The sequence below is a fragment of the Exiguobacterium sp. s193 genome (assembly GCF_018618755.1).
Lineage (GTDB): Bacteria > Bacillota > Bacilli > Exiguobacteriales > Exiguobacteriaceae > Exiguobacterium_A.
This window is the reverse complement of sequence record NZ_JACSMR010000001.1, coordinates 1-24,557: the sequence shown is the minus strand read 5'-3', so window position 1 is coordinate 24,557 and position 24,557 is coordinate 1. Positions and strand designations below refer to the sequence as shown.

24 protein-coding genes and 1 riboswitch are annotated in these 24,557 nt (G+C 48.5%); of the genes, 21 read left to right on the top strand and 3 right to left on the bottom strand.

Going from position 1 to position 24,557, the window contains the following annotated elements:
* The 5 genes from pknB (at position 1) to KNQ04_RS00100 (ending at position 4,871) form a co-directional block, all read left to right on the top strand.
* Positions 1 to 1,917 (top strand): Stk1 family PASTA domain-containing Ser/Thr kinase, encoded by a 1,917-nt coding sequence (pknB, locus tag KNQ04_RS00120; protein WP_214846514.1) that lies wholly within the window; start codon positions 1 to 3, stop codon positions 1,915 to 1,917.
* 37 nt (positions 1,918 to 1,954) lie between these two features.
* Complete coding sequence (rsgA, locus tag KNQ04_RS00115; protein ID WP_214846512.1) at positions 1,955 to 2,860, top strand: ribosome small subunit-dependent GTPase A; 906 nt, start codon at positions 1,955 to 1,957, stop codon at positions 2,858 to 2,860.
* Between the two features lies 1 nt (position 2,861).
* The gene (gene rpe / locus KNQ04_RS00110) at positions 2,862 to 3,518 is read left to right on the top strand and encodes a ribulose-phosphate 3-epimerase (protein ID WP_214846510.1); all 657 of its coding nucleotides are present in this window, start codon (positions 2,862 to 2,864) and stop codon (positions 3,516 to 3,518) included.
* Positions 3,519 to 3,538: 20 nt separating this feature from the next.
* Positions 3,539 to 3,645: riboswitch (TPP riboswitch) on the top strand.
* A 64-nt stretch (positions 3,646 to 3,709) separates the two neighbouring features.
* Positions 3,710 to 4,270: an energy-coupled thiamine transporter ThiT gene (gene thiT, locus KNQ04_RS00105; RefSeq protein ID WP_214846508.1), complete on the top strand. Its 561-nt coding sequence runs from the start codon at positions 3,710 to 3,712 to the stop codon at positions 4,268 to 4,270.
* Between the two features lies 1 nt (position 4,271).
* Entirely contained in the window at positions 4,272 to 4,871 is a 600-nt protein-coding gene (locus KNQ04_RS00100) for a thiamine diphosphokinase (RefSeq protein WP_214846506.1), read from the top strand.
* Positions 4,872 to 5,075: 204 nt separating this feature from the next.
* Here KNQ04_RS00100 and KNQ04_RS00095 read toward each other — a convergent pair whose 3' ends face one another.
* Both KNQ04_RS00095 and rpmB read right to left on the bottom strand, forming a co-directional pair.
* Positions 5,076 to 6,488: an amino acid permease gene (locus KNQ04_RS00095; protein WP_214846505.1), complete on the bottom strand. Its 1,413-nt coding sequence runs from the start codon at positions 6,486 to 6,488 to the stop codon at positions 5,076 to 5,078.
* Positions 6,489 to 6,627: 139 nt separating this feature from the next.
* On the bottom strand, positions 6,628 to 6,816 hold the full coding sequence (gene rpmB, locus KNQ04_RS00090) for a 50S ribosomal protein L28 (RefSeq protein ID WP_023468758.1): 189 nt from the start codon (positions 6,814 to 6,816) through the stop codon (positions 6,628 to 6,630).
* Between the two features lie 284 nt (positions 6,817 to 7,100).
* Here rpmB and KNQ04_RS00085 point away from each other — a divergent pair, with 284 nt between their 5' ends.
* From KNQ04_RS00085 to rnc, 11 genes are all read left to right on the top strand, one after another.
* Complete coding sequence (locus KNQ04_RS00085) at positions 7,101 to 7,463, top strand: Asp23/Gls24 family envelope stress response protein (protein WP_214846503.1); 363 nt, start codon at positions 7,101 to 7,103, stop codon at positions 7,461 to 7,463.
* Positions 7,464 to 7,488: 25 nt separating this feature from the next.
* Positions 7,489 to 9,168, top strand: coding sequence for a DAK2 domain-containing protein (locus KNQ04_RS00080; RefSeq protein ID WP_483299236.1), 1,680 nt, complete (start codon positions 7,489 to 7,491; stop codon positions 9,166 to 9,168).
* Positions 9,169 to 9,259: 91 nt separating this feature from the next.
* Positions 9,260 to 9,922 carry an L-serine ammonia-lyase, iron-sulfur-dependent subunit beta gene (gene sdaAB, locus KNQ04_RS00075; protein WP_214846499.1) on the top strand — a complete coding sequence of 221 codons (663 nt, stop codon included), beginning with the start codon at positions 9,260 to 9,262 and terminating at the stop codon, positions 9,920 to 9,922.
* Between the two features lie 4 nt (positions 9,923 to 9,926).
* Positions 9,927 to 10,823 carry an L-serine ammonia-lyase, iron-sulfur-dependent, subunit alpha gene (gene sdaAA / locus KNQ04_RS00070; protein WP_214846497.1) on the top strand — a complete coding sequence of 299 codons (897 nt, stop codon included), beginning with the start codon at positions 9,927 to 9,929 and terminating at the stop codon, positions 10,821 to 10,823.
* Positions 10,807 to 12,837 carry an ATP-dependent DNA helicase RecG gene (gene recG, locus KNQ04_RS00065; protein WP_214846495.1) on the top strand — a complete coding sequence of 677 codons (2,031 nt, stop codon included), beginning with the start codon at positions 10,807 to 10,809 and terminating at the stop codon, positions 12,835 to 12,837. The genes sdaAA and recG overlap by 17 nt, the downstream gene beginning before the upstream one ends.
* Before the next feature lie 85 nt (positions 12,838 to 12,922).
* A complete protein-coding gene (gene fapR, locus KNQ04_RS00060) occupies positions 12,923 to 13,489 on the top strand; it encodes a transcription factor FapR (RefSeq protein WP_214846493.1) in 567 nt (188 codons plus the stop codon).
* Positions 13,489 to 14,481 (top strand): phosphate acyltransferase PlsX, encoded by a 993-nt coding sequence (gene plsX / locus KNQ04_RS00055; RefSeq protein ID WP_214846492.1) that lies wholly within the window; start codon positions 13,489 to 13,491, stop codon positions 14,479 to 14,481. The genes fapR and plsX overlap by 1 nt, the downstream gene beginning before the upstream one ends.
* Positions 14,482 to 14,494: 13 nt before the next feature.
* A complete protein-coding gene (fabD, locus tag KNQ04_RS00050; RefSeq protein ID WP_214846491.1) occupies positions 14,495 to 15,418 on the top strand; it encodes an ACP S-malonyltransferase in 924 nt (307 codons plus the stop codon).
* Entirely contained in the window at positions 15,415 to 16,146 is a 732-nt protein-coding gene (gene fabG, locus KNQ04_RS00045) for a 3-oxoacyl-[acyl-carrier-protein] reductase (RefSeq protein WP_214846490.1), read from the top strand. The genes fabD and fabG overlap by 4 nt, the downstream gene beginning before the upstream one ends.
* Positions 16,147 to 16,215: 69 nt before the next feature.
* A complete protein-coding gene (gene acpP, locus KNQ04_RS00040) occupies positions 16,216 to 16,455 on the top strand; it encodes an acyl carrier protein (protein ID WP_012370777.1) in 240 nt (79 codons plus the stop codon).
* Positions 16,456 to 16,513: 58 nt separating this feature from the next.
* On the top strand, positions 16,514 to 17,284 hold the full coding sequence (rnc, locus tag KNQ04_RS00035; protein WP_251136804.1) for a ribonuclease III: 771 nt from the start codon (positions 16,514 to 16,516) through the stop codon (positions 17,282 to 17,284).
* A gap of 51 nt (positions 17,285 to 17,335) precedes the next feature.
* Here rnc and KNQ04_RS00030 read toward each other — a convergent pair whose 3' ends face one another.
* Complete coding sequence (locus KNQ04_RS00030) at positions 17,336 to 17,536, bottom strand: DUF1128 family protein (protein WP_029330856.1); 201 nt, start codon at positions 17,534 to 17,536, stop codon at positions 17,336 to 17,338.
* 126 nt (positions 17,537 to 17,662) lie between these two features.
* Here KNQ04_RS00030 and smc point away from each other — a divergent pair, with 126 nt between their 5' ends.
* The 5 genes from smc (at position 17,663) to rpsP (ending at position 24,390) form a co-directional block, all read left to right on the top strand.
* Positions 17,663 to 21,232 carry a chromosome segregation protein SMC gene (smc, locus tag KNQ04_RS00025; protein WP_214846489.1) on the top strand — a complete coding sequence of 1,190 codons (3,570 nt, stop codon included), beginning with the start codon at positions 17,663 to 17,665 and terminating at the stop codon, positions 21,230 to 21,232.
* On the top strand, positions 21,229 to 22,233 hold the full coding sequence (gene ftsY, locus KNQ04_RS00020) for a signal recognition particle-docking protein FtsY (RefSeq protein ID WP_214846488.1): 1,005 nt from the start codon (positions 21,229 to 21,231) through the stop codon (positions 22,231 to 22,233). Before smc ends, ftsY begins: the two co-directional genes overlap by 4 nt.
* 101 nt (positions 22,234 to 22,334) lie before the next feature.
* The gene (locus KNQ04_RS00015) at positions 22,335 to 22,655 is read left to right on the top strand and encodes a putative DNA-binding protein (RefSeq protein WP_214846487.1); all 321 of its coding nucleotides are present in this window, start codon (positions 22,335 to 22,337) and stop codon (positions 22,653 to 22,655) included.
* Positions 22,656 to 22,667: 12 nt separating this feature from the next.
* Positions 22,668 to 24,020 carry a signal recognition particle protein gene (ffh, locus tag KNQ04_RS00010; RefSeq protein ID WP_214846484.1) on the top strand — a complete coding sequence of 451 codons (1,353 nt, stop codon included), beginning with the start codon at positions 22,668 to 22,670 and terminating at the stop codon, positions 24,018 to 24,020.
* A 94-nt stretch (positions 24,021 to 24,114) separates the two neighbouring features.
* Positions 24,115 to 24,390: a 30S ribosomal protein S16 gene (rpsP, locus tag KNQ04_RS00005; RefSeq protein WP_012370770.1), complete on the top strand. Its 276-nt coding sequence runs from the start codon at positions 24,115 to 24,117 to the stop codon at positions 24,388 to 24,390.
* The last annotated feature ends 167 nt before the right edge of the window (positions 24,391 to 24,557 follow it).

Sequence of the window (24,557 nt, the reverse complement as noted above, 5' to 3'; positions counted from 1 at the left end):
ATGCGATACGGAGATCGATTAAATGACCGCTACCGCATAGAACGGCTAGTTGGAAACGGCGGGATGGCGAATGTCTATCAAGCTTATGATGAAATCTTAAACCGGCATGTCGCGATTAAAATTTTACGGACTGAATTTTCGCATGATGAACAATTCATCCGACGCTTTGAGCGCGAAGCACATGCCGCGACAAGTTTGAACCATCCGAACATCGTTGCCGTCTATGATGTCGGCGAAGAGGATTCAATTTATTATATCGTGATGGAGTTCATCGACGGGATGACGCTGAAGACGTATTGTGAGGGTCGACCGCTCGCGATCAATAAAGCGGTTGAAATCATCAGCCAAATTTGTGATGCGATTGATCACGCCCATGCACACCGGATCATCCACCGCGATATTAAACCGCAAAACATGCTCGTCCGGGAAGACGGAACGGTCAAGGTGACAGACTTCGGGATTGCCGTCGCCATGTCGAACGCGACATTGACACATACGATGTCCGTCCTTGGTTCCGTGCATTACTTTTCGCCTGAACAGGCAAAAGGAAAATTTGCCGATGAAAAATCGGATATCTATTCGCTCGGTGCGGTCCTCTATGAACTCGTGACAGGACACGTCCCGTTCGAAGGGGATTCCCCCGTTGCCGTTGCATTAAAACACTTGCAAGATACGGCCCGGCGTCCATCCGTTTTAAATCCTGCCGTCCCGCAAGCATTAGAAAACTGTATCATGCAGGCACTTGCGAAGGCCCCACACGATCGCCAACAATCCGTTGCTGAATTCCGGGAAGACATGGTGACGGCCTTATCTGCAGAACGAGCAGATGAAGGCATTCGTGGGGAAAATGTGATGGAACAAACGATGGTCTTGAGCCCGGTCTCGCTTCCACCGGAGACGTCACGTGATGAAGAAACGGTCAAAGTCGCAACGGTCGTTCCGAAACAAAAAAAGAAAAAACGATGGTGGATGGTTCTCGTATTCCTTCTGCTGCTCGGAGGTGCCGCAACGACGTTTGCGATGTGGCCAGATCCAACGGTTGTTGTACCGGACGTCGCAAAAGAAGATGCTGATGATGCTGAAAAACAACTTGAGAAACTCGGCTTCGTCGTTGAATCGACGGAACGCTCAAGCGATACGATTGACGAGGGGGTTGTCATCAGTCAAGCGCCGCGGGCAGAAGTAACCGTCAAAAAAGGATCGACGGTCAATCTCGTCGTCTCGACTGGCAGTGATCCGGTCGAAGTACCGGACGTCACAGATGAGACGGAGAAAAAAGCGACAACGATTTTAAAAGATGCTGGTTTCTCAAAAGTAGATGTCGAAAAAGAAGAATCAGAAGAGATTAAACGGGGCAACGTCATCCGGCAATCGATTTCAGCCGGAACGGAAGTGATCGCGAAAGAACAGACCATCACGATCACGGTCTCAGAAGGCTCGTCGGCGTTTGAATTGAAGGATTTGACGAACATGTCGAGTGCGGAAGCAAAGGCGTATCTGGATGAGACAGGACTTGACGGGACATTCGAACAAGAATTTTCAAGTGAAATCGGGCTCGATCAAGTCATTCGTCAATTCCCACAGGCAGGAGTAAAAGTCGAACCGAACGATGCCGTGACGGTCTTCATTTCGAAAGGGGAAGAGGAAAAAACGGTAACCGCCACTTTCCCTGAAAAAGTCGCTTATGATGCTGTGAGTGAAGGAGAGGAAGAACCGCCGCAACAAGTCATCCGAATCGAGACCGAAGACGCGAAAGGGAAACGGACGGTCATCGAAGAATCGATTGATCGTGACGAAACGTTTGATGTCCCGTTGACGATTGATCCGGGCGAAGAAGGTAAAATCACGATTTACAAGGACGATGAAGTCTATCGTGCGAAGACGATTACGTATGAACAGGCGAAAGCAAAACAATAAGTAAGACGGTCAGAAGTAAGCTCAAGGAGGGCATAGGATGGCGGAAAATCGAATCGAAGAAAATCGGGATGGAACAATCATTCGTTTACAAGGCGGATTTTATGATGTCATGACGACGCAAGGTGAGGTGCGCTCGCGTGCGCGGGGGAATTTCCGAAAACGAGGGATCAGCCCTGTTGTCGGGGATGAAGTAGTGTTGCATATCGAGAGCGAGACAGGATACATCCTAGAAGTAAAAGATCGGCAAAATTTCTTAGTCCGTCCACCGGTCGCGAACATCGATCAAGCCTTACTTGTCGTCTCAGCGGCGGAACCGGATTTTTCAGCCCATTTGCTCGATCGGTTTTTAGTCTTAATCGAAGCAAAAGAGATTCAACCGATCATCATCTTGACGAAGATGGATTTATTGAATGGCTCCGCTGAAGAAGAAGTCCGGTCGGCGATTGCCGGTTACCGGCAGATCGGCTATCAAGTCATCGAAACGTCGAGCGAGACGCTTGAAGGGGTCGAGCACGTCCGGCCACTACTCAAACAAAAAACAAGTGTGCTTGCGGGTCAATCCGGAGTCGGAAAAAGTTCTTTATTGAATGCGCTCGACCCATCGCTTGATCTTGAGACGAGTCATATCTCGAAATCACTTGGGCGTGGACGGCATACGACGCGTCACGTGACGTTAATTCCGCTTGCGGACGGGTTGATTGCCGATACGCCAGGGTTTTCGAACCTTGATTTTCCACATGAAATGGAGCTTGAAGAATTACGTTGGTGTTTTCCGGAGTTCGTTGCGCAACAAGATACGTGTAAGTATCGTGGTTGCCTGCACTTGAATGAGCCGGGCTGTGCCGTCAAAAAATCGATCGAGGCAGACGAAATCATGTCGTCCCGGTATACGAATTATGGTATGTTTGTAGAGGAAATCAAGAATCGAGCGCGGAGGTATTGAAATGATTAAAATCGCCCCATCTATCTTATCAGCAGATTTTGCCAACTTAGAACGAGACGTCAAAGCCGTTGAGACGGCAGGAGCAGATTATATCCACTTCGATGTCATGGACGGTCAGTTTGTCCCGAACATTTCATTTGGATTGCCTGTTCTCAGCAGCCTGCGTCAAAAGACGGACATGGTCCTTGACGTTCACTTGATGATTGATCGCCCGGAAAACTTCGTCGAAGCATTTGTAGCGGCAGGAGCGGATATCGTTACCTTCCATGTCGAAGCAACGAACCACGTCCATCGTGTCTTGCAACAAATTAAAGGGGCTGGAGCAAAAGCCGGCGTCGTCCTGAATCCACACACGTCGCTGTCGACGATTGAACATGTCCTAGAAGAGGTCGACATGGTCTTGTTGATGACGGTCAATCCAGGGTTTGGCGGACAAGCCTTCCTGCCAAGTGTCATGACGAAACTGAAGCAATTGGCGACGATGAAGGCCGAACGCGGTTTGACGTTCGAAATTGAAATCGATGGTGGTGTCAATGCGGAAACAGCAAAACTGTGTATCGACAATGGCGCGAACGTCCTTGTCGCAGGTTCTGCGATCTACAATGCACCAGACTATGCGGAAGCCATCACTAGTATTCGAAACGCTGCTCACGTATAATAGAGCCAAGACAATTAAATTTTGACCGCAAGGGGTGTCGCGTCAAGCGGCTGAGAGAAGTGAGTAGACTTTAACCCTTCGAACCTGTTCCGTTCAGACGGACGTAGGGATGTGGCGCACGCAGGCAGTACGGCGTCCGTCGTACTGCCTTTTTGCTGTCATCATTATTTTATTTTTAGGAGGAACACAGTATGAAACGGTTACAAATGTTAATGGAGATTGCGATATTCGCGAGTCTCGGTGTTGTATTTGATTTATTGATTCCGTTTAAGATGCCGCAAGGGGGATCCATCAGCTTAGCGATGTTACCGATTTTCGTCATGGCCTTTCGTCACGGCGTCGTTGGTGGTGTCATCACAGGCGCGCTCGTCGGAACGATTCAATTGATGTTCGCACCGCAAATTTTGACGGTCGTCCAACCGCTTCTTGACTATACGCTTGCATATGGTGTCGTCGGTTTGAGTGGATTGTTTGCGAGTCAGGTTAAAAAAGCAGCAGCAGACGGTCAAAAAAAGCGTCTCATGACTGTCGTCTTGTTTGCGACACTGCTCGGTGCGGGATTACGTTACATCTGTCACGTCATCAGCGGAATCGTCTTTTTTGCAGAGTATGCCGAGGGACCGGTCGTTCCTTACTCGTTAATCTATAACGCAACGTATATGGTTCCTTCGTATGTCTTATGTGGAGTCGTCGCGGGCCTCTTGTTTACGACAGCACCACGTCTCTTACGTTATTCGGCACGCGGTATTTGAGATGCGGGTTTTAATCGTTGCGGCGGGTCCGATCGAAGACGTCCCGGCGCTTGCGCCATTCATCACGGATCAGACGACGGTCATCGGTGTTGATGGTGGGATTGCGACATTAGCAGAGCAAGGACTTGATTGTGATGTCGCAATCGGTGACTTCGACTCGCTCGGATACGTTCCGGATGGGGGATTGCTTCATCCGGCAGAAAAAGATGAAACGGACTTAGAACTTGCGTTACGGTACGCAAACGAACATCATGCAGGTGCTGAACTACTCATCTTCGGTGCAAGTGGTGGACGACTCGATATGACATTGCAAAACGTCTATTTGTTAAAACAATTCCCGGCAGCACGACTCGTGACGAAACGTGAGGATGTCCGGTACTGGCGAGTCGGTCAATACGAGCTCGCGTCTGAAGGGTATCATTACCTATCATTCATTCCGCTTGTCCCGTCGAATTTGACGTTACGCGGCGTCAAATACCCCTTGACGGAGCATCCTGTTCCGGTCGGCGGTTCGTTGACGGTCAGCAATGAATGGAATGGTGTCGCGCAAGTAACGGTCACCGAAGGGGAAGTCCTCGTCTTGCGCACGCATGAAAAATAATACGTGTCACGCCTCCATCAAATCTTGCTGGAGCGACCAGGAGATGTGCTTTTCAAGTACGTGTCATGAATATGGCAAACGCCGATGAGTCCGTATATAAAACGGAAGCATCGGCGTTTTGATGTTTTAGCAGCTTTTTGAGTCAGCAGTTTAGTTGAAATTGTTAAATTTCGGCACCTGATGTACCGAGGACCAGGTAATACGTCAAAGTCGTTCGTCTTGAAGTGTCGAACTGGCTGCTTGTTGTTCGCTTTTGGCAGCAAGGTGCTTCCCTTTGACAAATAGGTGGTAACTCGCCCATGTCAGTAGGAAGAAAGGGACGCCGAGATATAAGGCGACACGTTGATCTGCTTGAAAACCTAAACTGATTAAGACAAGCAGGTTGAGTGAGAACGAAACGATCGGTAAGACCGGGAAGAACGGTGTCTTGAACTTCAATTCGTCAAGCGTGTGTCCTGCCTTGATGAATTGACGCCGGAAAGCGATTTGCGAAGCTGAAATCGAAATCCAACCGACTTGTGCTCCGAGACCGGCGATGGATAACAACCAGATGAAGACGGTGTCCTCGGCAAAAAATGCCGTCAATAAGGATAACATCGCGAACAGCATCGTAAACGCTAAAGCACGCATCGGCACACCTCGCTGATTGACGATGGCAAGTTTCTTTGAAATCATGCCTTCTTGCGACATCGACCAGAGCATGCGTGTCGCGGCATACAGACCGGAGTTTCCGACGGATAAGAGTGCCGTCAAAACGACGATGTTCATTAAATCGGCAGCATATGGGATGCCGATTGCGTCAAAGACCATGATGAAGGGACTGCTGATGCCGCCCGCTGATTCATACGGAATCAAGGCACCGATGATCGTAATCGAGAGGACGAAGAAAATAAACGTCCGCCAAACGGTATTACGAATCGCTTTCGGAATCGATTTTTCAGGATCGCTCGACTCCCCGGCAGCGACACCAATCAATTCAGTTCCCTGGAAAGCGAAGTTGACGGCGATCATCGTCGTCAAGACACCGAGGATTCCGTTCGGAAACCAACCGTTCGCCGTAAAGTTTGCGAACAACGTAGCTGGTCGTTCAGCCGCCATATCAATCCATCCGAACCATGCGGCTCCCCCGAGTCCGATGAAGAACAGGATGGCGAGTACTTTGAGGCTTGAAAACCAAAATTCTGCTTCCCCGAATGCTTTCGCAGAGATGGCGTTCAAACCAAATAAGATGACGGTAAATAAGGCACACCAGATGACGACGGGAACGTTTGGAAACCAGCGATCCATCAGACTGCCAGCAGCTGTGATTTCAAGAGCGACGGTCACGGCCCAGCCGAGCCAATAAATCCAGCCGACGGCAAAACCGATACCTGGACCGATGAACCGTGTCGTATATGTTTGGAATGAACCGGACACAGGCATGTGGACGGCCAACTCCCCTAGACAGAGCATCGTTAAGTACATGATCGTCCCGCCGACGATGTAACTGAGAACCGCCCCGAGTGGTCCTGCTTGCGAAATCGTCAATCCCGAACCGAGAAATAACCCCGTTCCAATAATACCACCAAGCGAAATCATAAATAGATGTCGGCTCGTCATGGCTCTTTTTAACTGCATGATGAATTCCCCCTTGAGCATAAAGTAAATGCCAATTCATTGTAAGCGTTTTCAAACGCTCCGACAATTACTTTAGGAGAAAAATAAAAAAGACGACAAAAAAACCGGAAGGGAAGATTCCCGTCCGATTAGTTGCGCCTTATACGCGTTCGACTTTACCTGATTTAAGAGCTCGAGCTGAAACCCAAACCTTTTTAGGTTTACCGTCAACGAGGATACGTACTTTTTGTACGTTGACTCCCCAAGTGCGTTTCGTTTTGTTCAATGCGTGTGAACGGTTGTTTCCCGACTTCGGCGATTTTCCAGTAACGTAGCATTTACGTGCCATGCGTTCCGCCTCCTTTTATGTTGTTTTGCGTTCGTCCTAATAGACACTTTGCTATCTTAGCATGCTGTTAAGACGGTTGCAACATAAAAAAAGTAGCTGACAAGAAAAAAACTTGACAGAGAACCTCAAAATTTAAAATAATGAATGAGGATGATGGTAAAAGTTCATTTGACCGCTACTATTTTTCACTTATTCATTGTATAGTCAGTACGGCGACTTTTCAATAGTAGGTCCTTATAGTAGAATTACGAGAAGAACACAAATAGTTAAAGGGGGCTACTCAGGTGGCGATCGAGATGAAAACGACCTATGGAAAGATTGATGTAGATAATGATGTCGTCGCGCAACTAGCGGGCGGAGCAGCAATGGAATGTTTTGGTGTCGTTGGTATGGCATCACAATCACAAATCAAAGATGGGCTAGCTGAATTATTGAAACGTGAGAATTTTGCACGTGGCGTCATCGTTCGACAATCTTCAGATCAAGTTCACATCGATATGCATATCATTGTGAGTTACGGTACGAAAATTTCTGAAGTCGCGAACAATGTTCAAAGCCGTGTTAAATATACGTTGAACCAAGCATTAGGGTTAGAAGTGACATCTGTAAATATTTTTGTCCAAGGAGTCCGTTTGACGAATGTCTAAGACGGAAATAGAGGAGGAAACTTTAGTGAGTGTAGATCGTTTAACAGGAGCCCAATTAGCCAAGATGATTCAAAATGGTGCAGCAAATCTCTATCAAAATGCAGATTTCGTCGATTCGCTGAACGTATTCCCGGTCCCGGACGGGGACACAGGGACGAACATGAACTTGACGATGACATCTGGATCGAAAGAAGCAACAAAAGCAACAGCTGATTCTGTCTCGGACGTCGCATCTGTATTTGCCCGTGGTCTCTTGATGGGTGCCCGTGGAAACTCGGGTGTCATCTTAAGTCAATTATTCCGTGGTTTTTCAAAATCGATTGAAGGTAAACAAACGATTGATACGAAAGAATTCGCAGATGCCTTGCAAAAAGGTGTCGATACGGCATACAAAGCTGTCATGAAACCTGTTGAAGGAACGATTTTAACGGTCGCCCGTGAGACAGCAGTCGCGGCAATCGCTCAATCGGAAACGACGACAGATTTACTTGAATTAATGCGTGGAATCGTCGAATCGTCGAAAGTTTCGCTCGAAGGAACACCCGATCTTTTGCCGGTCTTAAAAGAAGTCGGTGTCGTCGATTCAGGTGGACAAGGACTCGTTTGCATCTATGAAGGGTTCCTCGCGACACTCGAAGGGAAGGAACTTGAAAAACCGCATGCACCTGTCATGGAAGCACTCGTCGAAGCAGAGCATCATAAATCGGCTCAAAGCTTCATGTCGACGGAAGAAATCCATTACGGATACTGCACGGAAATCATGGTTCGTTTCCAAGAAGATAAATTAGCAGACGCACCGTTCAGTGAAGAAGACTTCCGGAACGAACTGTCAGAGTTCGGGGATTCGCTCCTCGTCGTCGCGGATGAAGAACTCTTAAAAGTACACGTCCATGTCGAGACACCAGGTGATGTCATCAATAAAGGTCAAAAATTTGGTGAACTCGTTGCGGTTAAAATCGAAAATATGCGTCAGCAGCACTCGACGATTTTAGACGAAGAGGGTGTCAACCATGTGACGGCTCCAACTGCACCGAAAACGAAAACGAAAGCGAAATCGGCACTCGTGACGGTCGCGATGGGGGAAGGCATCAGTGAACTCTTTAAATCGCTCGGCGTCAGTATCGTCATCGAAGGTGGACAGACGATGAATCCGTCGACGGAAGATATCGTCAAAGCAATCGAAGACGCACATGCAGACCACGTCTACGTCTATCCGAACAACTCGAATATCATCATGGCGGCTGAACAAGCGGCATCGGTTGCGACGTGCGGCGTGACAGTCGTGAAATCAAAAACGGTCCCACAAGGACTCGCTGCGACAATCGTCTACAATCCGGAAGCGACAGTCGAAGAAAACGAACGTCACATGATGGATGCGATTGGTGCCGTGAAGTCAGGACAAATCACATATGCCGTCCGTGACACAAGCATCGATGGTGTCGAGATTAAAAAAGATGATCACATGGCGATTGCTGAAAAACAAATCGTCGCAACGGATCATTCAAGTCTCGGTGCAGCAAAAAAACTAGTCGATACGCTCGTGACGGAAGACGACGAAATCGTAACGATTTTATTCGGTGAAGGGGTCACACAAGATGAGGTCGACGAGTTGGTCGCCTATATCGAATCCGTCAACCCGGAAGCGGAAGTCGAAGTCCATGACGGAAAACAACCACTTTATTCATACATTCTTAGCGTTGAATAAATAATAAAGGTGAAGTTACCTGTTCACGAATCCCACCATCTGCGATAATAGAGGTGGGATTTTGTTTACTGTAAAAGAGAGGGGAAAAAAGATGAAATATCGGAGTGTGTTTGATATTATCGGTCCTGTCATGGTAGGACCTTCTAGTTCGCATACAGCAGGGGCAGCGCGAATTGGATTGATGGCTGGTAAGTTATTCGGGGAGACACCAACAGACATTTACATCACGTTTTATGGATCGTTCGCCGACACGTATCGTGGACACGGGACGGATGTGGCAATCATCGGTGGCGTGCTCGGTTATGATACATTCGACGACCGCATTCCAGAATCGATTAAAATTGCAGAAGGCAAAGGGATTCGGATTCATTTTGAAACAAGTGAGGCACTGACGGACCACCCGAATACGGCGCGAGTCCATTTGACAGATGGTGAGAATCAATTTGAACTTGTTGGTATTTCAATCGGTGGGGGAACGATTGAAATCACAGAACTAAATGGTGTACCGTTACGCCTTTCAGGCGGTGGGCCGGCACTCGTCGTCTTACACCACGATCGTTTTGGGGCGATTGCAGCAGTGACGCGTATTCTTGCCGACTATGAAATCAATATCGGTCACATGGAAGTGTCGCGTCATGAAAAAGGACGACAGGCACTGATGGCGATCGAAATCGATGATCGGATGCCAAAAGAAGTATTAGAAGAAATTAATCGGTTACCACAAGTCGAACGATCCGTCATGATGGGAGAGTGAAAAAATGTTTAAATCAGTAAAGGAACTCGTAGCACTTGCTACTGAAAAGAACGTTCCGATTTCGGAAATCATGATTGAACAAGAAATGGCAGTCCGTCACTTAGAACGTGATGAAGTGTACGCGATGATGGAACGAAATCTTCAAGTCATGGAAGAAGCTGTTGAACGGTCACTTGCAGGTGACGGTGTCGAGTCGGTCACAGGTCTGACGGGTGGAGATGCTGTCTTACTTCAACGTTACCGGGCGTCAGGGAACGGATTGTCCGGTGATTTGCTGTTAGATGCCGTCAGTAAAGCGATTGGTACGAATGAAGTCAACGCGGCGATGGGGAAAATTTGTGCGACACCGACAGCGGGAAGCGCGGGCGTCGTCCCTGGTACGTTGTTCGCCGTCAAAGAACGGCTTCAGCCTTCGCGCGAAGGGATGCTCCGCTATCTCTTCACATCGGGTGCGTTCGGTTTCGTCGTCGCCAATAATGCGTCGATTTCAGGTGCTGCCGGTGGGTGTCAAGCGGAAGTGGGTTCTGCTACCGCGATGGCTGCTGCTGCGATCGTCGAAATGGCGGGCGGAACACCGGATCAATCGGCGCACGCATTTGCGATTGCCTTAAAAAATATGCTCGGTCTCGTCTGTGATCCGGTCGCCGGACTCGTCGAGGTTCCCTGCGTTAAACGAAACGCGATGGGCGGAGCCAACGCGCTCGTCGCAGCAGATATGGCGCTTGCTGGTATCACGTCACGTATCCCGTGTGACGAAGTCATTTCGGCGATGTATGAAATTGGTCAGATGATGCCTTCTGCCTTACGCGAAACGGCAAAAGGTGGACTTGCGAATACACCGACCGGACGCTGGCTGGAGTCAAAGATTTTCGGAGAGCTTTCGAATGAATCCATCAAGTGAAGTCACGACTTTAAAAGGAATCGGTCGTGACTTGGCAGGTAAGCTCGCGGAAATGGATATCGTAACGATTGCGGACGTGCTCGAGCACGTCCCCTTTCGTTATGATGATTTTGTTACGGGAAGTTTGACGGAAGCTATTCACGAGGATAAAGTCAAATTCACTGGACAGGTCCAGTCAGAACCACTCGTCCGTTATTACGGAAAAGGGAAAAACCGGCTGACCTTCCGCTTGCTTGTTGAAGAGCGGTACAGTGTAACAGTGACGATGTTCAACCGTGCGTTTTATAAAGCACAGTTAAAGGTCGGTGAAGAAGTGACGGTCAGCGGCAAGTGGGATTTGCACCGGATGACGATTTCAGCAACGGAACTCCAGTTCGGCGCCATCGAAGGGGAGCTGACACCGGTCTATTCCTTAAAGGGTGACATGCGCATGAAGACCTTTCGGCGTGTGGTCGAACTGGCCTTCGCGGCGGTTGAATCGATTGGGGAACGTGTGCCGGATTCAATCCGGACGGCGTACCGGTTACTCGACCGAATGACGATGCTGAAGACCTTACATTTCCCGACGCACCGCAAAGAATTGGCGGCGGCAAGACGAAGTTATGTCTATGAAGAATGTCTCTATTTTCAACTGAAGCTTCAGACCTTACGTCTCGGTAAACGACAGGGGCAAGGTCTGGCGTTACCGTTACATCAAGAGGCGGTAGCACAGTTCATCGCCGGATTACCGTTTCCGCTAACAGGTGCCCAAAAACGGGTGACAGAAGAAATATTGAATGATATGCATCGACCGGAACGGATGAACCGGCTGCTTCAAGGAGATGTCGGTAGCGGAAAAACCGTCATTGCAGCGATTGCGCTGTTTGCGACGATCCGTGCAAACAAACAAGGGGCATTGATGGTTCCGACTGAAATCCTCGCAGAGCAGCATGCTTCTTCCTTGGCACCGCTCCTAGAGCCGTTCGGGATTAAGGTGGGCCTGCTGACGAGTTCCGTCAAAGGTAAAGCCCGGAAATTGTTGTTAGAAGCATTACGACAAGGAGAAATCGACATCCTCGTCGGAACACATGCATTGATTCAAGATACGGTTGTTTTCAAAGACCTCCATCTGGTCATTACGGATGAACAACATCGTTTTGGTGTCGAACAGCGGAAACGACTTCGAGCTAAAGCAGAACAAGCGGATGTCCTCTATATGACAGCGACTCCGATTCCACGGACGCTTGCGATATCCGTGTTTGGCGATATGGATGTTTCGATCATCGACGAGATGCCGGCAGGACGTAAAGAAATCGAGACGTACTGGGCGAAACCAGAACAGATTGAACGCGTCTTTGGTTTTATTGAGAAGGAATTACTTCTCGGGCGACAAGCCTATGTCATCACGCCATTGATCGAGGAATCTGAATCACTTGATGTCCAAAATGCAATCGAACTTCACATGCTCCTCGTCGAACGGTTCCGGGATCACGCCGTGGGCTTAATGCATGGACGACTCAGCTCGTCTGAAAAAGACGAGGTCATGCAAGCCTTTAAAGACAATGCGGTACAAGTCCTCGTCTCAACGACGGTCGTCGAAGTCGGAGTCAACGTACCGAATGCTTCGATCATCGTCATTTACGATGCGGAACGGTTTGGCCTCGCGCAGCTGCACCAGTTACGTGGTCGTGTCGGGCGTGGGGATGCCCAGTCATACTGTATCTTAATTGCTGACCCGTCGTCCGATACCGGAAAAGAGCGGATCAAGACGATGACGGAAACGAATGATGGGTTTAAATTGGCGGAAAAAGACCTAGAATTACGTGGGTCCGGAAACTTCTTCGGGACGGAACAAAGCGGATTACCACGTTTCGTTTTGACAGATCCCGCCCTCGATATCCAAGTCATGGAGACAGCGCGTCATGATGCCGTTCGTTTGTTACGGTCAGACGCGTTTTGGCAGGCGGCTGATTATGCTGTATTACGGGACTATATCGAGGAACAAGGCTTGCTTGACGGAGAAAGAATTGAATAATACTTGAAAGTGAACAACAGGGGATATATACTACTATTAGTACCAGGTGATAATAGTAGTTATCCTTCTTGTAGGAGGAACGTACATGCGGGTACCTAAAAAAGAACGACAAGTAGAACTACAGCATACGATTGAACAAAATCCATTCATCACCGATGAGGCGCTTGCAGTCAGATTTAATGTCAGCATCCAGACGATTCGACTCGATCGAATGGAGTTAAAGATTCCTGAATTACGGGAACGGATTAAACACGTTGCGACAGAGCGACTCGATGATGTGCGTACTTTAACCGAAAGTGAAGTCATTGGTGATATGATTGACCTGAAACTCGATACATCCGCGATTTCGATTTTAGAAATCTTACCGGAACATGCGTTTAGCCGCAATGCGATTGCGCGCGGACATATTTTATTTGCGCAAGCCAATTCGCTTGCGATTGCGTTGATTGATGATGAATTGGCATTGACGACACGTGCCAATGTCCAATTCACACGGTCGGTCCACGTCGGAGAACGGGTCGTCGCGAAAGCGTTCGTCAGTTCACACCGTCAAGATGGACGGTCGGACATCAACGTCGAAAGTTATGTCGGCGACGAGTGTGTTTTTATCGGTGAATTCACGGTGTATCGCAGCAGTAAGGAGGAATCATGATGATTTTAGCAGTAGACGCAATGGGGGGCGATCATGCTCCACGTGCCATCGTTGAAGGGGTGACGCAGTACTTAGCAGAGCGCCCGAAAGCAGACATCGAGATTCGATTAGTCGGAGATGAATTAAAATTACGTTCTTATGACATCAAGGATCCTCGCGTGACGATCGTTCACGCAGCAACTGTCATTACTGGAGAAGACGAACCGGTCCGGGCGATTCGGCGGAAAAAAGATAGTTCACTCGTCGTGGCTGCAAACCTGGTGAAATCGAAAGAGGCGGATGCCTTAATTTCAGCAGGCAACACGGGTGCTTTGATGACCGCTGGATTGTTTGTGATTGGTCGGATTGAAGGAATTGACCGTCCTGCACTGGCCCCGACGTTCCCGACGCGAAACGGAAAAGGTGTCGTCATCTTAGATGTCGGCGCAAATCCGGACGCAAAAGCAGAACATCTGCTTGATTATGCGATTATGGGATCCGTCTACGCAGAACAAGTCCGTGGGATTACGAAACCGAAAGTCGGTCTACTCAATATTGGCTCAGAAGCCGGTAAGGGCAACGCATTGACGAAGGAGACGTATCCTTTACTTGAGACGGCCCCGATTCATTTTGTCGGAAATGTCGAGGCGAGAGAAGCGATGAGTGGTGATGTGGATGTCATCGTCACGGAAGGATTTGCTGGCAACACGTTGCTGAAAAGTACAGAAGGTGCCGCTAGTATGATCATGGGGGTCATGAAGGAACAATTCATGAGTTCATTCAGTTCGAAAATCGCTGCTTTGATTTTAAAACCAAAACTAAAAAAAATGAAACAATTGCTTGCCTATGAGGAATACGGTGGCGCTGGATTATTTGGAATCGCTGCGCCTGTCATTAAAGCGCATGGTTCAAGTAATGCCTATGCCTTCAGCCGCGCACTTGCGCAGGCAGAGATGATGGTCGAGCAACACGTTGTCACGAAAATCATCGAGGCGAAGACGAAACAGAGCTAAAGGAGTGAGCGAGATGGGTAAAACGGTATGGATGTTTCCAGGGCAAGGTTCACAGATGCCCGGTATGGGTCAGACGCTTGTCACTGAGGAAGAAACAAAACAAGCGTTAGTCGATCTCGGGACACGAATCGGCTTGGATTTAACAACATTGTTAACGACAGGAACAAAAGAAGAGTTGAAAGCGACAGATCTCGCTCAACCTGCGATTGTCGCACACAGCACACTTCTTGCGAGCCGTTATGCAGCACTTGGGAACAAACCAGATTATGTCCTTGGACACAGTGTCGGAGAATATAGTGCGCTCGTCGCGGCGTCGGTCATCACACCGAGTGAAGCCGTGTACCTCGTCCACGAACGTGGGAAGTTGATGAACCAAGTATCTGGTGGAACAATGGCTGCCGTCATCGGGTTGAATGACGTCGAAGCGGCGCATCATGCAGTCGAATCGATTGCTGCGACAGGTGAAATCGTTCAAATCGCGAACTACAACTGCCCTGGGCAATTCGTTATCTCGGGACACGTCGCTGCCGTCGAAGCGGCGATAGCAAAATTGAAAGAACTCGGTGCGAAACGTGTTTTACCACTCGATGTTTCAGGTGCGTTCCATTCGTCCTTGATGACACCGTTCGCGTCACGGTTTGAAGATTTCCTCGCTTCTTCACCCTTCGAAGCAGCGCAAGCAAAATTCATTTCAAACGTTGACGGAGCGTTTCACGATCAACCGGACGACTTGAAACGGTTGCTCGTCCAACAATTGTATTCCCCTGTCCGCTTTGAGGCGTGTGTCGAACAGTTGATAGAAGACGGTGTAGATACATTTATCGAATTCGGACCATCTTCGCCACTGAGCGGACTCGTCAAACGAATCAAAAAAGATGTCAAGATCATTAGTATCACGACACTTGAACAACTAGAAGCGGAGGGAATTCGTGGATGAGTAAAGTAGCACTCGTAACTGGCGCTTCCCGGGGGATTGGTGCGGCAATCGCAACACGCCTCGCGGCAGACGGCTTTAAAGTGGTCGTCAACTACGCCGGGAGCACAGAAAAAGCAGAAGCCATCGCCGCGGACATCATCGCGGCTGGCGGTGAGGCAATCGCCATCCAAGCAGACGTTGCGAACGCCGATCAAGTCAAGGCGTTAGTCAAGCAGACGGTCGATACGTTTGGTCAACTGGATTGTGTCGTCAACAATGCGGGGATCACACGTGACGGTTTATTGATGCGGATGAAAGAGGCTGACTTTGATGCTGTCGTCGATACGAATCTCAAAGGTGCATTCCTCGTCACACAAGCTGCGTCACGGCCGTTGATGAAGACAGGTGGCCGAATCATCAACATCGCTTCGGTTGTCGGAATTACAGGGAATCCGGGGCAGGCCAACTATGTGGCCGCGAAAGCTGGTTTGATTGGGTTGACGAAATCCGTCGCCCGTGAACTGGCAAGTAAAGGTGTCACAGCAAACGCGATTTGCCCAGGATTCATCGAGACAGATATGACCGATGAATTGACGGACGAGCAACGGAATCTGTCACTTGGACAAATTCCATTGAAACGGTTTGGGCAAACGCAAGACATCGCAGCACTCGTCAGCTTCATCGCTTCTGACGAAGCCCGTTACATCACGGGGCAAACACTTGCCGTCGATGGCGGCATGACAATGTAAGGTAACAACGGTAGTACTTTGCCAAATTGGCAATCATCTTATATACTCAACTCATGGAGGGATTTTCAAATGACAAAAGAACAAATTTTAGTAGACGTACAAGAAGCAATCGCAGAAAAATTAGGAAAAGAACAGAGTGAAATCACACTCGACAAATCGTTTAAGGACGATCTCGGTGCCGATTCACTTGAAGTGATGGAACTCGTTATGGATCTCGAAGATAAATTCGAAATCACAATCGAAGACGATCAAGCAGAAAACTTGAAGACTGTCGGCGATGTCGTCAGCTACATCGAAACACAAGTCTAATCAATGACGCTGACCCACCGCGCTTTTTGCGGTGGGATTTAGCTGTTTAGGAGGAAATATGACGAATCAAAAAGGACGACGTGTCCGAAAAGGACCTTACGTAAAACGTCGAAAAGATGCTCGGACGTTAGCGCAGATTGAGCAGAAATTTGCAGATTTACAAACACGTCTCGCGATTCATTTTACAAACGTCGAGTTGTTGAAACAAGCATTCACGCATTCGTCGTTCGTCAACGAACAACGCGAATCAGATGGAGATAATGAACGACTTGAGTTTTTAGGAGATGCTGTTTTAGAGTTGACCGTCTCGCGCTATTTATTTGAACACTACCCGGAACGTTCCGAGGGGGAATTAACAAAACTGCGAGCAGCTATCGTCTGTGAACCATCGCTCGTCCAGTTTGCGAACCATTATGAATTCTCTGATCTGATTTTGCTTGGTAAAGGGGAAGAACTGACAGGCGGACGAAATCGTCCAGCATTACTTGCTGACGTATTTGAAGCGTTTATCGGTGCACTTTATCTCGATCAAGGCATTGAAGCAGCAGAGCGATTCCTCGCCGAAGCGGTTTTTCCGAAAGTGGCGTCTGGCTTTTTTGAAGAACAGACCGATTTTAAAAGTCAGTTACAAGAAGCCATTCAGCGTGTCGGTCTCGGACAGATTGAATACGAGATCATCGAAGAGCGGGGACCTGCGCATAGCCGAGAGTTCATCTCACGTGTTCAAGTTCCAGGTAAGCTAGAAGGTATCGGGACAGGACGTTCTAAAAAAGAGGCAGAACAACAAGCGGCGAAACAAGCTTTGCTTGAACTGAAAAAACAATTTTAAAAACCCGTACAAAAAAGGCGCCCCAGTAGGACCGCCTTTTTTGTACGGGTTTTAAACCGTCTTCAGAGATTTCAGTTCGTCGACGATCGCATCGACTTCAGCGAGTGATAACGATTCACGCATCATGACGAACTCATAAATTTCTTTCAAATCGTCATTTTTTGTGCCGTCGAATTGCTCGGCTTTGATGACACCTTTATTAATAATATTCAATTTATCCAAAATTGCTTCAATCATTTGTTCAATTGTCATGTCGTTGAATTCTCCTCTTCACGTCTTTACGGTTAACATTACCATAAAACCTACCATTTTGTAGACCTTTCGGCTATGGTAAACTAAAAGAAAATTAAAAGAAATTTAAACATACGGGTGGTAAAGATGTACTTAAAACGAATTGAAATCAACGGCTTCAAATCTTTTGCGAGCCGGACAGAACTTGACTTCCTACCGGGAGTGACGGCAGTCGTCGGACCGAACGGTAGTGGGAAGTCGAATATATCGGATGCCGTGCGCTGGGTCCTCGGTGAACAATCGGCTAAATCATTGCGCGGCGCGAAGATGGAAGATGTCATCTTCGCCGGCAGTATGTCAGAACATCGAAAGCAGTTCGCTGAGGTGACACTTGTCCTCGATAATGAATCGGGAACGGTCGCGTTACCGTATCAAGAGTTAAGCGTGACACGACGCGTCAGTCGTAATGGAGATAGCGATTATTTCCTGAATAAAAAACCATGTCGCTTAAAGGACGTCCTCGATCTCTTCATGGACACGGGTCTGTCCCGCGATGCTTTTGCAATCATCGGTCAAGGTCGTGTCGAGCAGGTCATCTCCGGGAAACCGGAAGAGCGGCGCTCCGTCATCGAGGAAGCAGCGGGTGTGTTAAAATACCGCCACCGGAAAAAACAGGCAGAACGGAAGCTGAGTGACACGGAAACGAATTTATCACGTGTCGATGATATTTTGTTTGAACTCGGCGGACGGATTGAACCGTTACGCGAACAAGCGTCGCTTGCGAAAGAATATTTGATTGCCCGCGACCGGTTTGAGTTTTTAGAGCGTGGTATCATCGCGGAAGAAATTCAAGGATACATGACACAACTGACGCAGTTGACGATGGAAATCGAAACACTTGATCAGCAGCTAGGAACAGAACAAGAACGCCTGCAACAAACACAGGCCGCGAGAGAAACACAAGAAGCCGGACTGGAAGAAATTCGCCGGATGGAAACGGATATGCAAGAACGGTTACGTCACGTCTCGACGACGCTCGTTGAAATTCAGGGTTCGTTGAATTTAGCAAAAGAACGGGAGAAACATGGGACGCAGATGAAGGAACGGCTCGAACAAGAAGTCGCGACACTCGAAGCCCGTGTTGCTCAAATCGATGGGGAAGCAAAAAAAGCAGCCTTGTTGCGAGAAGAGACACAACAAGCACACATGGGGACCGTCAAGCGGCGTGAACAAGCAGATGCTGCATTAACCTACTCGGATCGTGATTTTGAAAAAGAAGCGGAACAACTTCGGTCTGAAGCGTTCGAAGTGGCGAGTCGACTGGCGGCGACAAACAATGCCTACAATCGTGCGAAACAAGACTTGCATGATGCGGAGGCGTTACGGCGGACCTTTACGGAAGGGGCCGGGACAAAACAATCTGTCCGGTCTGCTTACGAAGCCGACGTCACGCGACTCGAAGCGGCAGTCAAGGAAGCGCGTCAACAACTAGACTTGTTGGTCGAGCAAGAGGCACACAGTGAGCGGGAGCGGCAGGAGCAACAAACAACGATCAGTCAGGTCGAACGATCGATTGTCGATCTTCATCGCCGGCGTGATAAAACAGAGGACCGGATTGAGTTTCTCGAGTCCGTCAAGGCGGATTACAGCGGTTATTTCGGTGCTGTCAAAACGATTCTCAAACAACGGGAGCGGGTTTCAGGGATTCACGGTGCGGTCGCTGAGTTGATTTCAGTCCCCGCGCGCTATGAAGCGGCGATTGAAACGGCACTTGGCGGTGCCATGCAAAACGTCGTCGTCGATACAGACGCGACGGGGCGGACATTGATCCAGGAATTACGTCGGCTAAATGCGGGACGTGCGACATTCATGCCGCTCAGTTCGATTCAACGGCGTGATTTGAATCAATCGGTGCGCGATCAACTGTCTGCGATGCAAGGATACATCGGCGTTGCGAGTGAACTCGTGACGACGACGGATGAGCTGACGAAATTAAAGCAAAATTTGCTTGGGACGACGCTTGTCGTCGAATCGCTTGAACAGGCGAATGCGATTGCCCGCGCGACGGGACATCGGTATCGACTCGTGACGCTTGACGGAGATGTCGTCAACGTCGGTGGTTCGATGACAGGGGGGAGTCGGAAAAAAGGGACGCCACTCTTTAGTCAATCACGGGAGTTAGACGAACTCCGAGAAGGTCTGACACAAGGACAAGCCGTCATTCGTGAACAAGAGCGCCGCCTCGCGGAGATGAAAGTAGCGGGCGAACAATTGAACGCTACGCTTGAGACGCTTGCGCAAGACATGAAAACGATACGAACGACACTTGAATCACTTCGGGATGAGTTGACGGAGGCGAAACATGGTCTCGCAATCACAGCCTCTGAGCTGTCCGTCCAAGATGGTCAATTGCAACGATTGGCGGAGCAAGAACGGGACGCGAAGGCGACGATTGAACAAGCAGAACACGATATCGCGAAGTTGACGAAGCGTCAACAAGAACTCAGACGTGATCTCGATCAGCTAAAAGAGGCACAGGCACGGGGGGCTGTGACGATCGATGAGCTGAAGCAACAACAGGCAGATGCTTTACTCGAAGAACGAACGATGGCCTTGAAGTTTGATCAAGTCAATCGTGAAGTTGAGCGAATCGAGGAATCATTGAATCATACGAAACTCGAGCGGAGTCACAAGCGACGTGATTTGAGACATGTCCTCGAGGGATTCGGTGAAGATCAAATTGTCGCCTTACACGCGGAGCAGACACAGATGCTACAAGAACAAGCAACGGTCGAACAAGAATTAAAAGCCATCACGGAACGGATTCAGCAGGAGGGGGAGAATTTACGACTACTCCGAATCCGGGAAGCGAAGCTCAAGGAAGAACAGCAAACAGCAAAATACCAACTCGACCAAGCGCGACTGAGTCAAGGGAGAATCAGTACCCGTCTCGAAACACGCCAAGAGACACTTGATGAGATGGGCTTGATTCTTGAATTGATCGAACCACTGACGATTCCGTTCGAAGAGGCGAAAGAAGAGTTACATTTGCTCAAACGCCAATTAGAAGAAATCGGCATCGTTAACATCGGTGCGATTGAAGAGTTTGCAGAAGTCGATCAACGTTTTACATTCCTCTCGACGCAACGCGATGATTTAGTGACGGCGAAAACAGATTTGTATGCCGTCATTGACGAGATGGACCGGGAAGTCGTCCGGCTCTTTAAACAGACCTTTACGGCGGTCCGGGAACACTTCCGTGAGACATTCCGCGAACTGTTCGGCGGCGGCGAAGCTGACTTGATTTTAGTTGATCCGAGCGACCTCTTGACGAGCGGTATCGACATCGTCGCGAAACCACCTGGGAAAAAGCTGCAAAACTTGTCTCTCCTGTCTGGTGGGGAACGGGCATTAACAGCGATTGCACTATTGTTCGCAATTTTGAAGACGCGCCCTGTCCCGTTCTGTGTTCTTGATGAAGTCGAAGCCGCACTCGACGAAGCGAACGTCGCCCGGTTTGGCGAATTCGTTCATCAACTGGCACGTGACACACAATTCATCATCATCACGCACCGAAAAGGGACAATGGAGTCGGCAGACGTTTTATATGGTGTGACGATGCAACAAAACGGTATTTCGGAAGTATTATCCGTTAAACTAGAAGAAGCACGGCGAACATTGAGTGAAGAAGTAGAATCAAAGGAGCTAAAACGATGAGTTTTTTTAAGAAACTAAAAGACCGTTTGACGACGTCGACACAAGAAGTCACGACTAAATTTACAGAAGGTCTGTCAAAGACGCGGGACGGGCTAGCGAGTGCCGTCAATGACCTCGTCTACCGTTTCCGTGAAGTCGATGAAGAATTTTTCGAAGAGTTAGAAGAAGTGTTGATTCAAGCTGATGTCGGTGTGACGACGACGATGGATCTCGTCGAAAAATTAAAGATTGAAGTGAAACGAAAAAATGTTAAAGATACAAAAGAGGTCCGGGACGTGCTCGTCGAAGTCGTCGCTAACATGTTGATTGAAGAAGAAGAAACGGAACTGGATTTAGACCACGACCTCAGTGTCATCTTATTCGTTGGTGTCAACGGTGTCGGGAAAACGACGACAATCGGGAAACTTGCGAATCGATTGAAGAATGAAGGGAAAACGGTCATGCTCGCAGCAGGCGATACATTCCGTGCCGGAGCCATCGATCAGTTGCAAGTCTGGGGCGAACGCTCCGGCGTACCGGTCATCCGTCAAGGAGAAGGGTCAGATCCTGCTGCCGTCGTCTTCGATGCTGTTCAGGCGGCAAAAGCGCGGAAAGTCGATGTCTTGATTTGTGATACGGCAGGACGTCTCCAAAACAAAGTCAACTTGATGAATGAGCTCGAAAAAGTCAAACGCGTCATCGAACGTGAAATTCCAGGCGCTCCACACGAAGTCCTGCTGGCGCTCGACGCGACGACCGGACAAAATGCGATGGTACAAGCAAAGGCATTTAAACAAGCGACGAATGTCAGCGGCATCGTCTTGACGAAGCTCGACGGGACAGCAAAAGGTGGTATCGTTCTCGCAATCAAGAACGAACTGGACCTACCCGTGAAGTTCGTTGGATTAGGTGAAAAAATTGACGATCTCCAACCGTTTAATGCCGAGCAATTCGTCCATGGTCTCTTCGGTGACTTATTTGAGGAAAAGCAAACGACGGACGAGGCATCAGCAGAGGAATAAGCTAGGTTTGCTTGTAAAGAAAAAAACTTGACAACACACTGTGGGGGCTGTACTATACTATCTGTAAAGGAATTTCACTTAACAACCGTGGAGGTGCTCGGATGACACTTGATAAAACGAACCGGATGAATTATCTGATTGACTTTTATCAGGAGCTTTTGACGCCAAAGCAACGAAATTATATGTCACTCTATTATTTAGATGATTTTTCGTTAGGTGAAATCGCCGATGAGTTTGAAGTCAGCCGACAAGCAGTCTACGACAACATAAAACGTACGGAAGCGATGCTTGAGCAATATGAAGAACGACTTTCCTTGTTTCAAAAATATGAGCGACGAAAGATCCTTCTTGAAGAACTGAAGCAGCTCGACCTTCCAAGCGAGGCACTGGTGGCGATTGAGTCACTAGAGCAATTAGAGTAGGAGGCATCATCAATGGCATTCGAAGGATTATCGGAACGGCTTCAAGCCAGTCTCGCCAAAATGCGAGGTAAAGGTAAGATTTCTGAAGCGGACGTAAAGGAAATGATGCGTGAGGTTCGTCTTGCGTTATTAGAAGCCGACGTCAACTTCAAAGTTGTGAAACAGTTCGTTAATGATGTGAAAGAGCGCGCCGTCGGTCAAGACGTGATGACGTCTCTCACACCTGGTCAACAAGTCGTCAAAATCGTCCATGACGAATTGACGAAATTGATGGGGGGAGAAGTATCTCCGTTGACACTCGCTAACCGACCACCGACCGTCATCATGATGACAGGTCTTCAAGGGGCTGGTAAGACGACGACAACCGGAAAACTCGCCAATCATTTACGGAAAAAACACAATCGCAGTCCACTGCTCGTCGCAGCGGATATTTACCGTCCGGCTGCGATTAAACAACTTGAGACGCTAGGAAAACAACTTGAATTACCGGTCTTCTCGATGGGAGATCAGGTAAGTCCACAAGAAATCGTTACCGGCGCGCTCGACTATGCAAAAGAGCATCACCACGATATCGTGTTGATCGATACGGCGGGACGCTTACATGTCGATGAGGGCCTCATGCAGGAACTCGTGGATGTGAAGGAAATCGCCAAGCCTAACGAAATCTTCCTTGTCGTCGACTCGATGACGGGTCAGGATGCGGTCAATGTTGCAGAAAGCTTTAATGAAAAGCTTGGTGTAACAGGGGTCGTCCTGACGAAACTCGACGGAGATACTCGAGGCGGAGCAGCACTCTCCATCAAGGCAGTCACCGGAGCACCGATTAAGTTCGTCGGTCTTGGAGAGAAGCTAGACGCAATCGAGCCATTCTACCCAGAGCGGATGGCGTCACGGATTCTCGGTATGGGAGACATGTTATCGCTGATTGAAAAAGCAGAGTTCCAAATGGACGCAACACGCGCCAAGGAACTCGAAGGAAAAATGCGCGATGCATCGTTCACGTTTGACGATTTCATCGAGCAGTTGCAGCAAGTGAAACAGATGGGTCCTTTGGATGAGTTGTTAGGAATGATTCCGGGTGCCGGTAAAGGGAAGATGAAGGGCTTGAAAAATGCTCAAATCGATGAGAAGCAACTTGTTTATGTCGAAGCGATTATTCAATCGATGACAAAACGGGAGCGGACTGAACCGGAAATCCTCAATGCGAGTCGTCGGAAACGGATTGCGCGCGGCAGTGGTCGTAGCATTCAAGAAGTGAACCGGTTGATTAAGCAATTTGAAGACATGCGGAAGATGATGAAACAATTCTCCGGCCAAATGGGCAAAGGGAAAAAGAAAGGCGGCTTTGGCCTCCCATTCTTCTAAAAGTCTTTTCTCTTTTGCTGTAACGTTGTATACTAGTGAAGTTGTCAATTTGACTAAACCAAAAAAACTATTTAATATCTGGAGGGACTTACGAATGGCAGTTAAAATTCGTCTTAAGCGCATGGGCGCAAACAAATCACCTTTCTACCGTGTGGTAGTAGCAGACTCACGTGCACCACGTGATGGTCGTTTCATCGAGCAAATCGGATACTACAACCCGGTTGCTAAACCAGAAGCAGAAGTAAAACTTAACGAAGAGCTCGCTCTTAAATGGCTCGCTGAAGGTGCTAAACCATCAGACACAGTTCGTAACCTCTTCTCAAAAGCTGGTATCATGGAGAAATTCCACAACGCGAAACTCGCGAAGTAAGACATTTGGAGGTGAGCGAAAGCTTACCTCCTTTTTGTTGGACGAATTGTAATATTAAGTGCAACACCTAGGAGAAAACACAAAAAAACCCATAACGACCTCGTGTAGAATAAAGCTACCACACCACATTCAACGGAGGATTCGTTATGAGCTATGTTCATCTTACC

Coding starts and splice junctions, on each gene's coding strand:
- sdaAB (WP_214846499.1), top strand. CDS start 9,260: ATGAAATATCGGAGTGTGTTTGATATTATCGGTCCTGTCATGGTAGGA.
- smc (WP_214846489.1), top strand. CDS start 17,663: ATGTACTTAAAACGAATTGAAATCAACGGCTTCAAATCTTTTGCGAGC.
- fabG (WP_214846490.1), top strand. CDS start 15,415: ATGAGTAAAGTAGCACTCGTAACTGGCGCTTCCCGGGGGATTGGTGCG.
- sdaAA (WP_214846497.1), top strand. CDS start 9,927: ATGTTTAAATCAGTAAAGGAACTCGTAGCACTTGCTACTGAAAAGAAC.
- rsgA (WP_214846512.1), top strand. CDS start 1,955: ATGGCGGAAAATCGAATCGAAGAAAATCGGGATGGAACAATCATTCGT.
- KNQ04_RS00030 (WP_029330856.1), bottom strand. CDS start 17,536: ATGACAATTGAACAAATGATTGAAGCAATTTTGGATAAATTGAATATT.
- KNQ04_RS00100 (WP_214846506.1), top strand. CDS start 4,272: ATGCGGGTTTTAATCGTTGCGGCGGGTCCGATCGAAGACGTCCCGGCG.
- pknB (WP_214846514.1), top strand. CDS start 1: ATGCGATACGGAGATCGATTAAATGACCGCTACCGCATAGAACGGCTA.
- KNQ04_RS00015 (WP_214846487.1), top strand. CDS start 22,335: ATGACACTTGATAAAACGAACCGGATGAATTATCTGATTGACTTTTAT.
- fapR (WP_214846493.1), top strand. CDS start 12,923: ATGCGGGTACCTAAAAAAGAACGACAAGTAGAACTACAGCATACGATT.
- plsX (WP_214846492.1), top strand. CDS start 13,489: ATGATTTTAGCAGTAGACGCAATGGGGGGCGATCATGCTCCACGTGCC.
- rpsP (WP_012370770.1), top strand. CDS start 24,115: ATGGCAGTTAAAATTCGTCTTAAGCGCATGGGCGCAAACAAATCACCT.
- ftsY (WP_214846488.1), top strand. CDS start 21,229: ATGAGTTTTTTTAAGAAACTAAAAGACCGTTTGACGACGTCGACACAA.
- rnc (WP_251136804.1), top strand. CDS start 16,514: ATGACGAATCAAAAAGGACGACGTGTCCGAAAAGGACCTTACGTAAAA.
- recG (WP_214846495.1), top strand. CDS start 10,807: ATGAATCCATCAAGTGAAGTCACGACTTTAAAAGGAATCGGTCGTGAC.
- rpmB (WP_023468758.1), bottom strand. CDS start 6,816: ATGGCACGTAAATGCTACGTTACTGGAAAATCGCCGAAGTCGGGAAAC.
- thiT (WP_214846508.1), top strand. CDS start 3,710: ATGAAACGGTTACAAATGTTAATGGAGATTGCGATATTCGCGAGTCTC.
- ffh (WP_214846484.1), top strand. CDS start 22,668: ATGGCATTCGAAGGATTATCGGAACGGCTTCAAGCCAGTCTCGCCAAA.
- acpP (WP_012370777.1), top strand. CDS start 16,216: ATGACAAAAGAACAAATTTTAGTAGACGTACAAGAAGCAATCGCAGAA.
- rpe (WP_214846510.1), top strand. CDS start 2,862: ATGATTAAAATCGCCCCATCTATCTTATCAGCAGATTTTGCCAACTTA.
- fabD (WP_214846491.1), top strand. CDS start 14,495: ATGGGTAAAACGGTATGGATGTTTCCAGGGCAAGGTTCACAGATGCCC.
- KNQ04_RS00095 (WP_214846505.1), bottom strand. CDS start 6,488: ATGCAGTTAAAAAGAGCCATGACGAGCCGACATCTATTTATGATTTCG.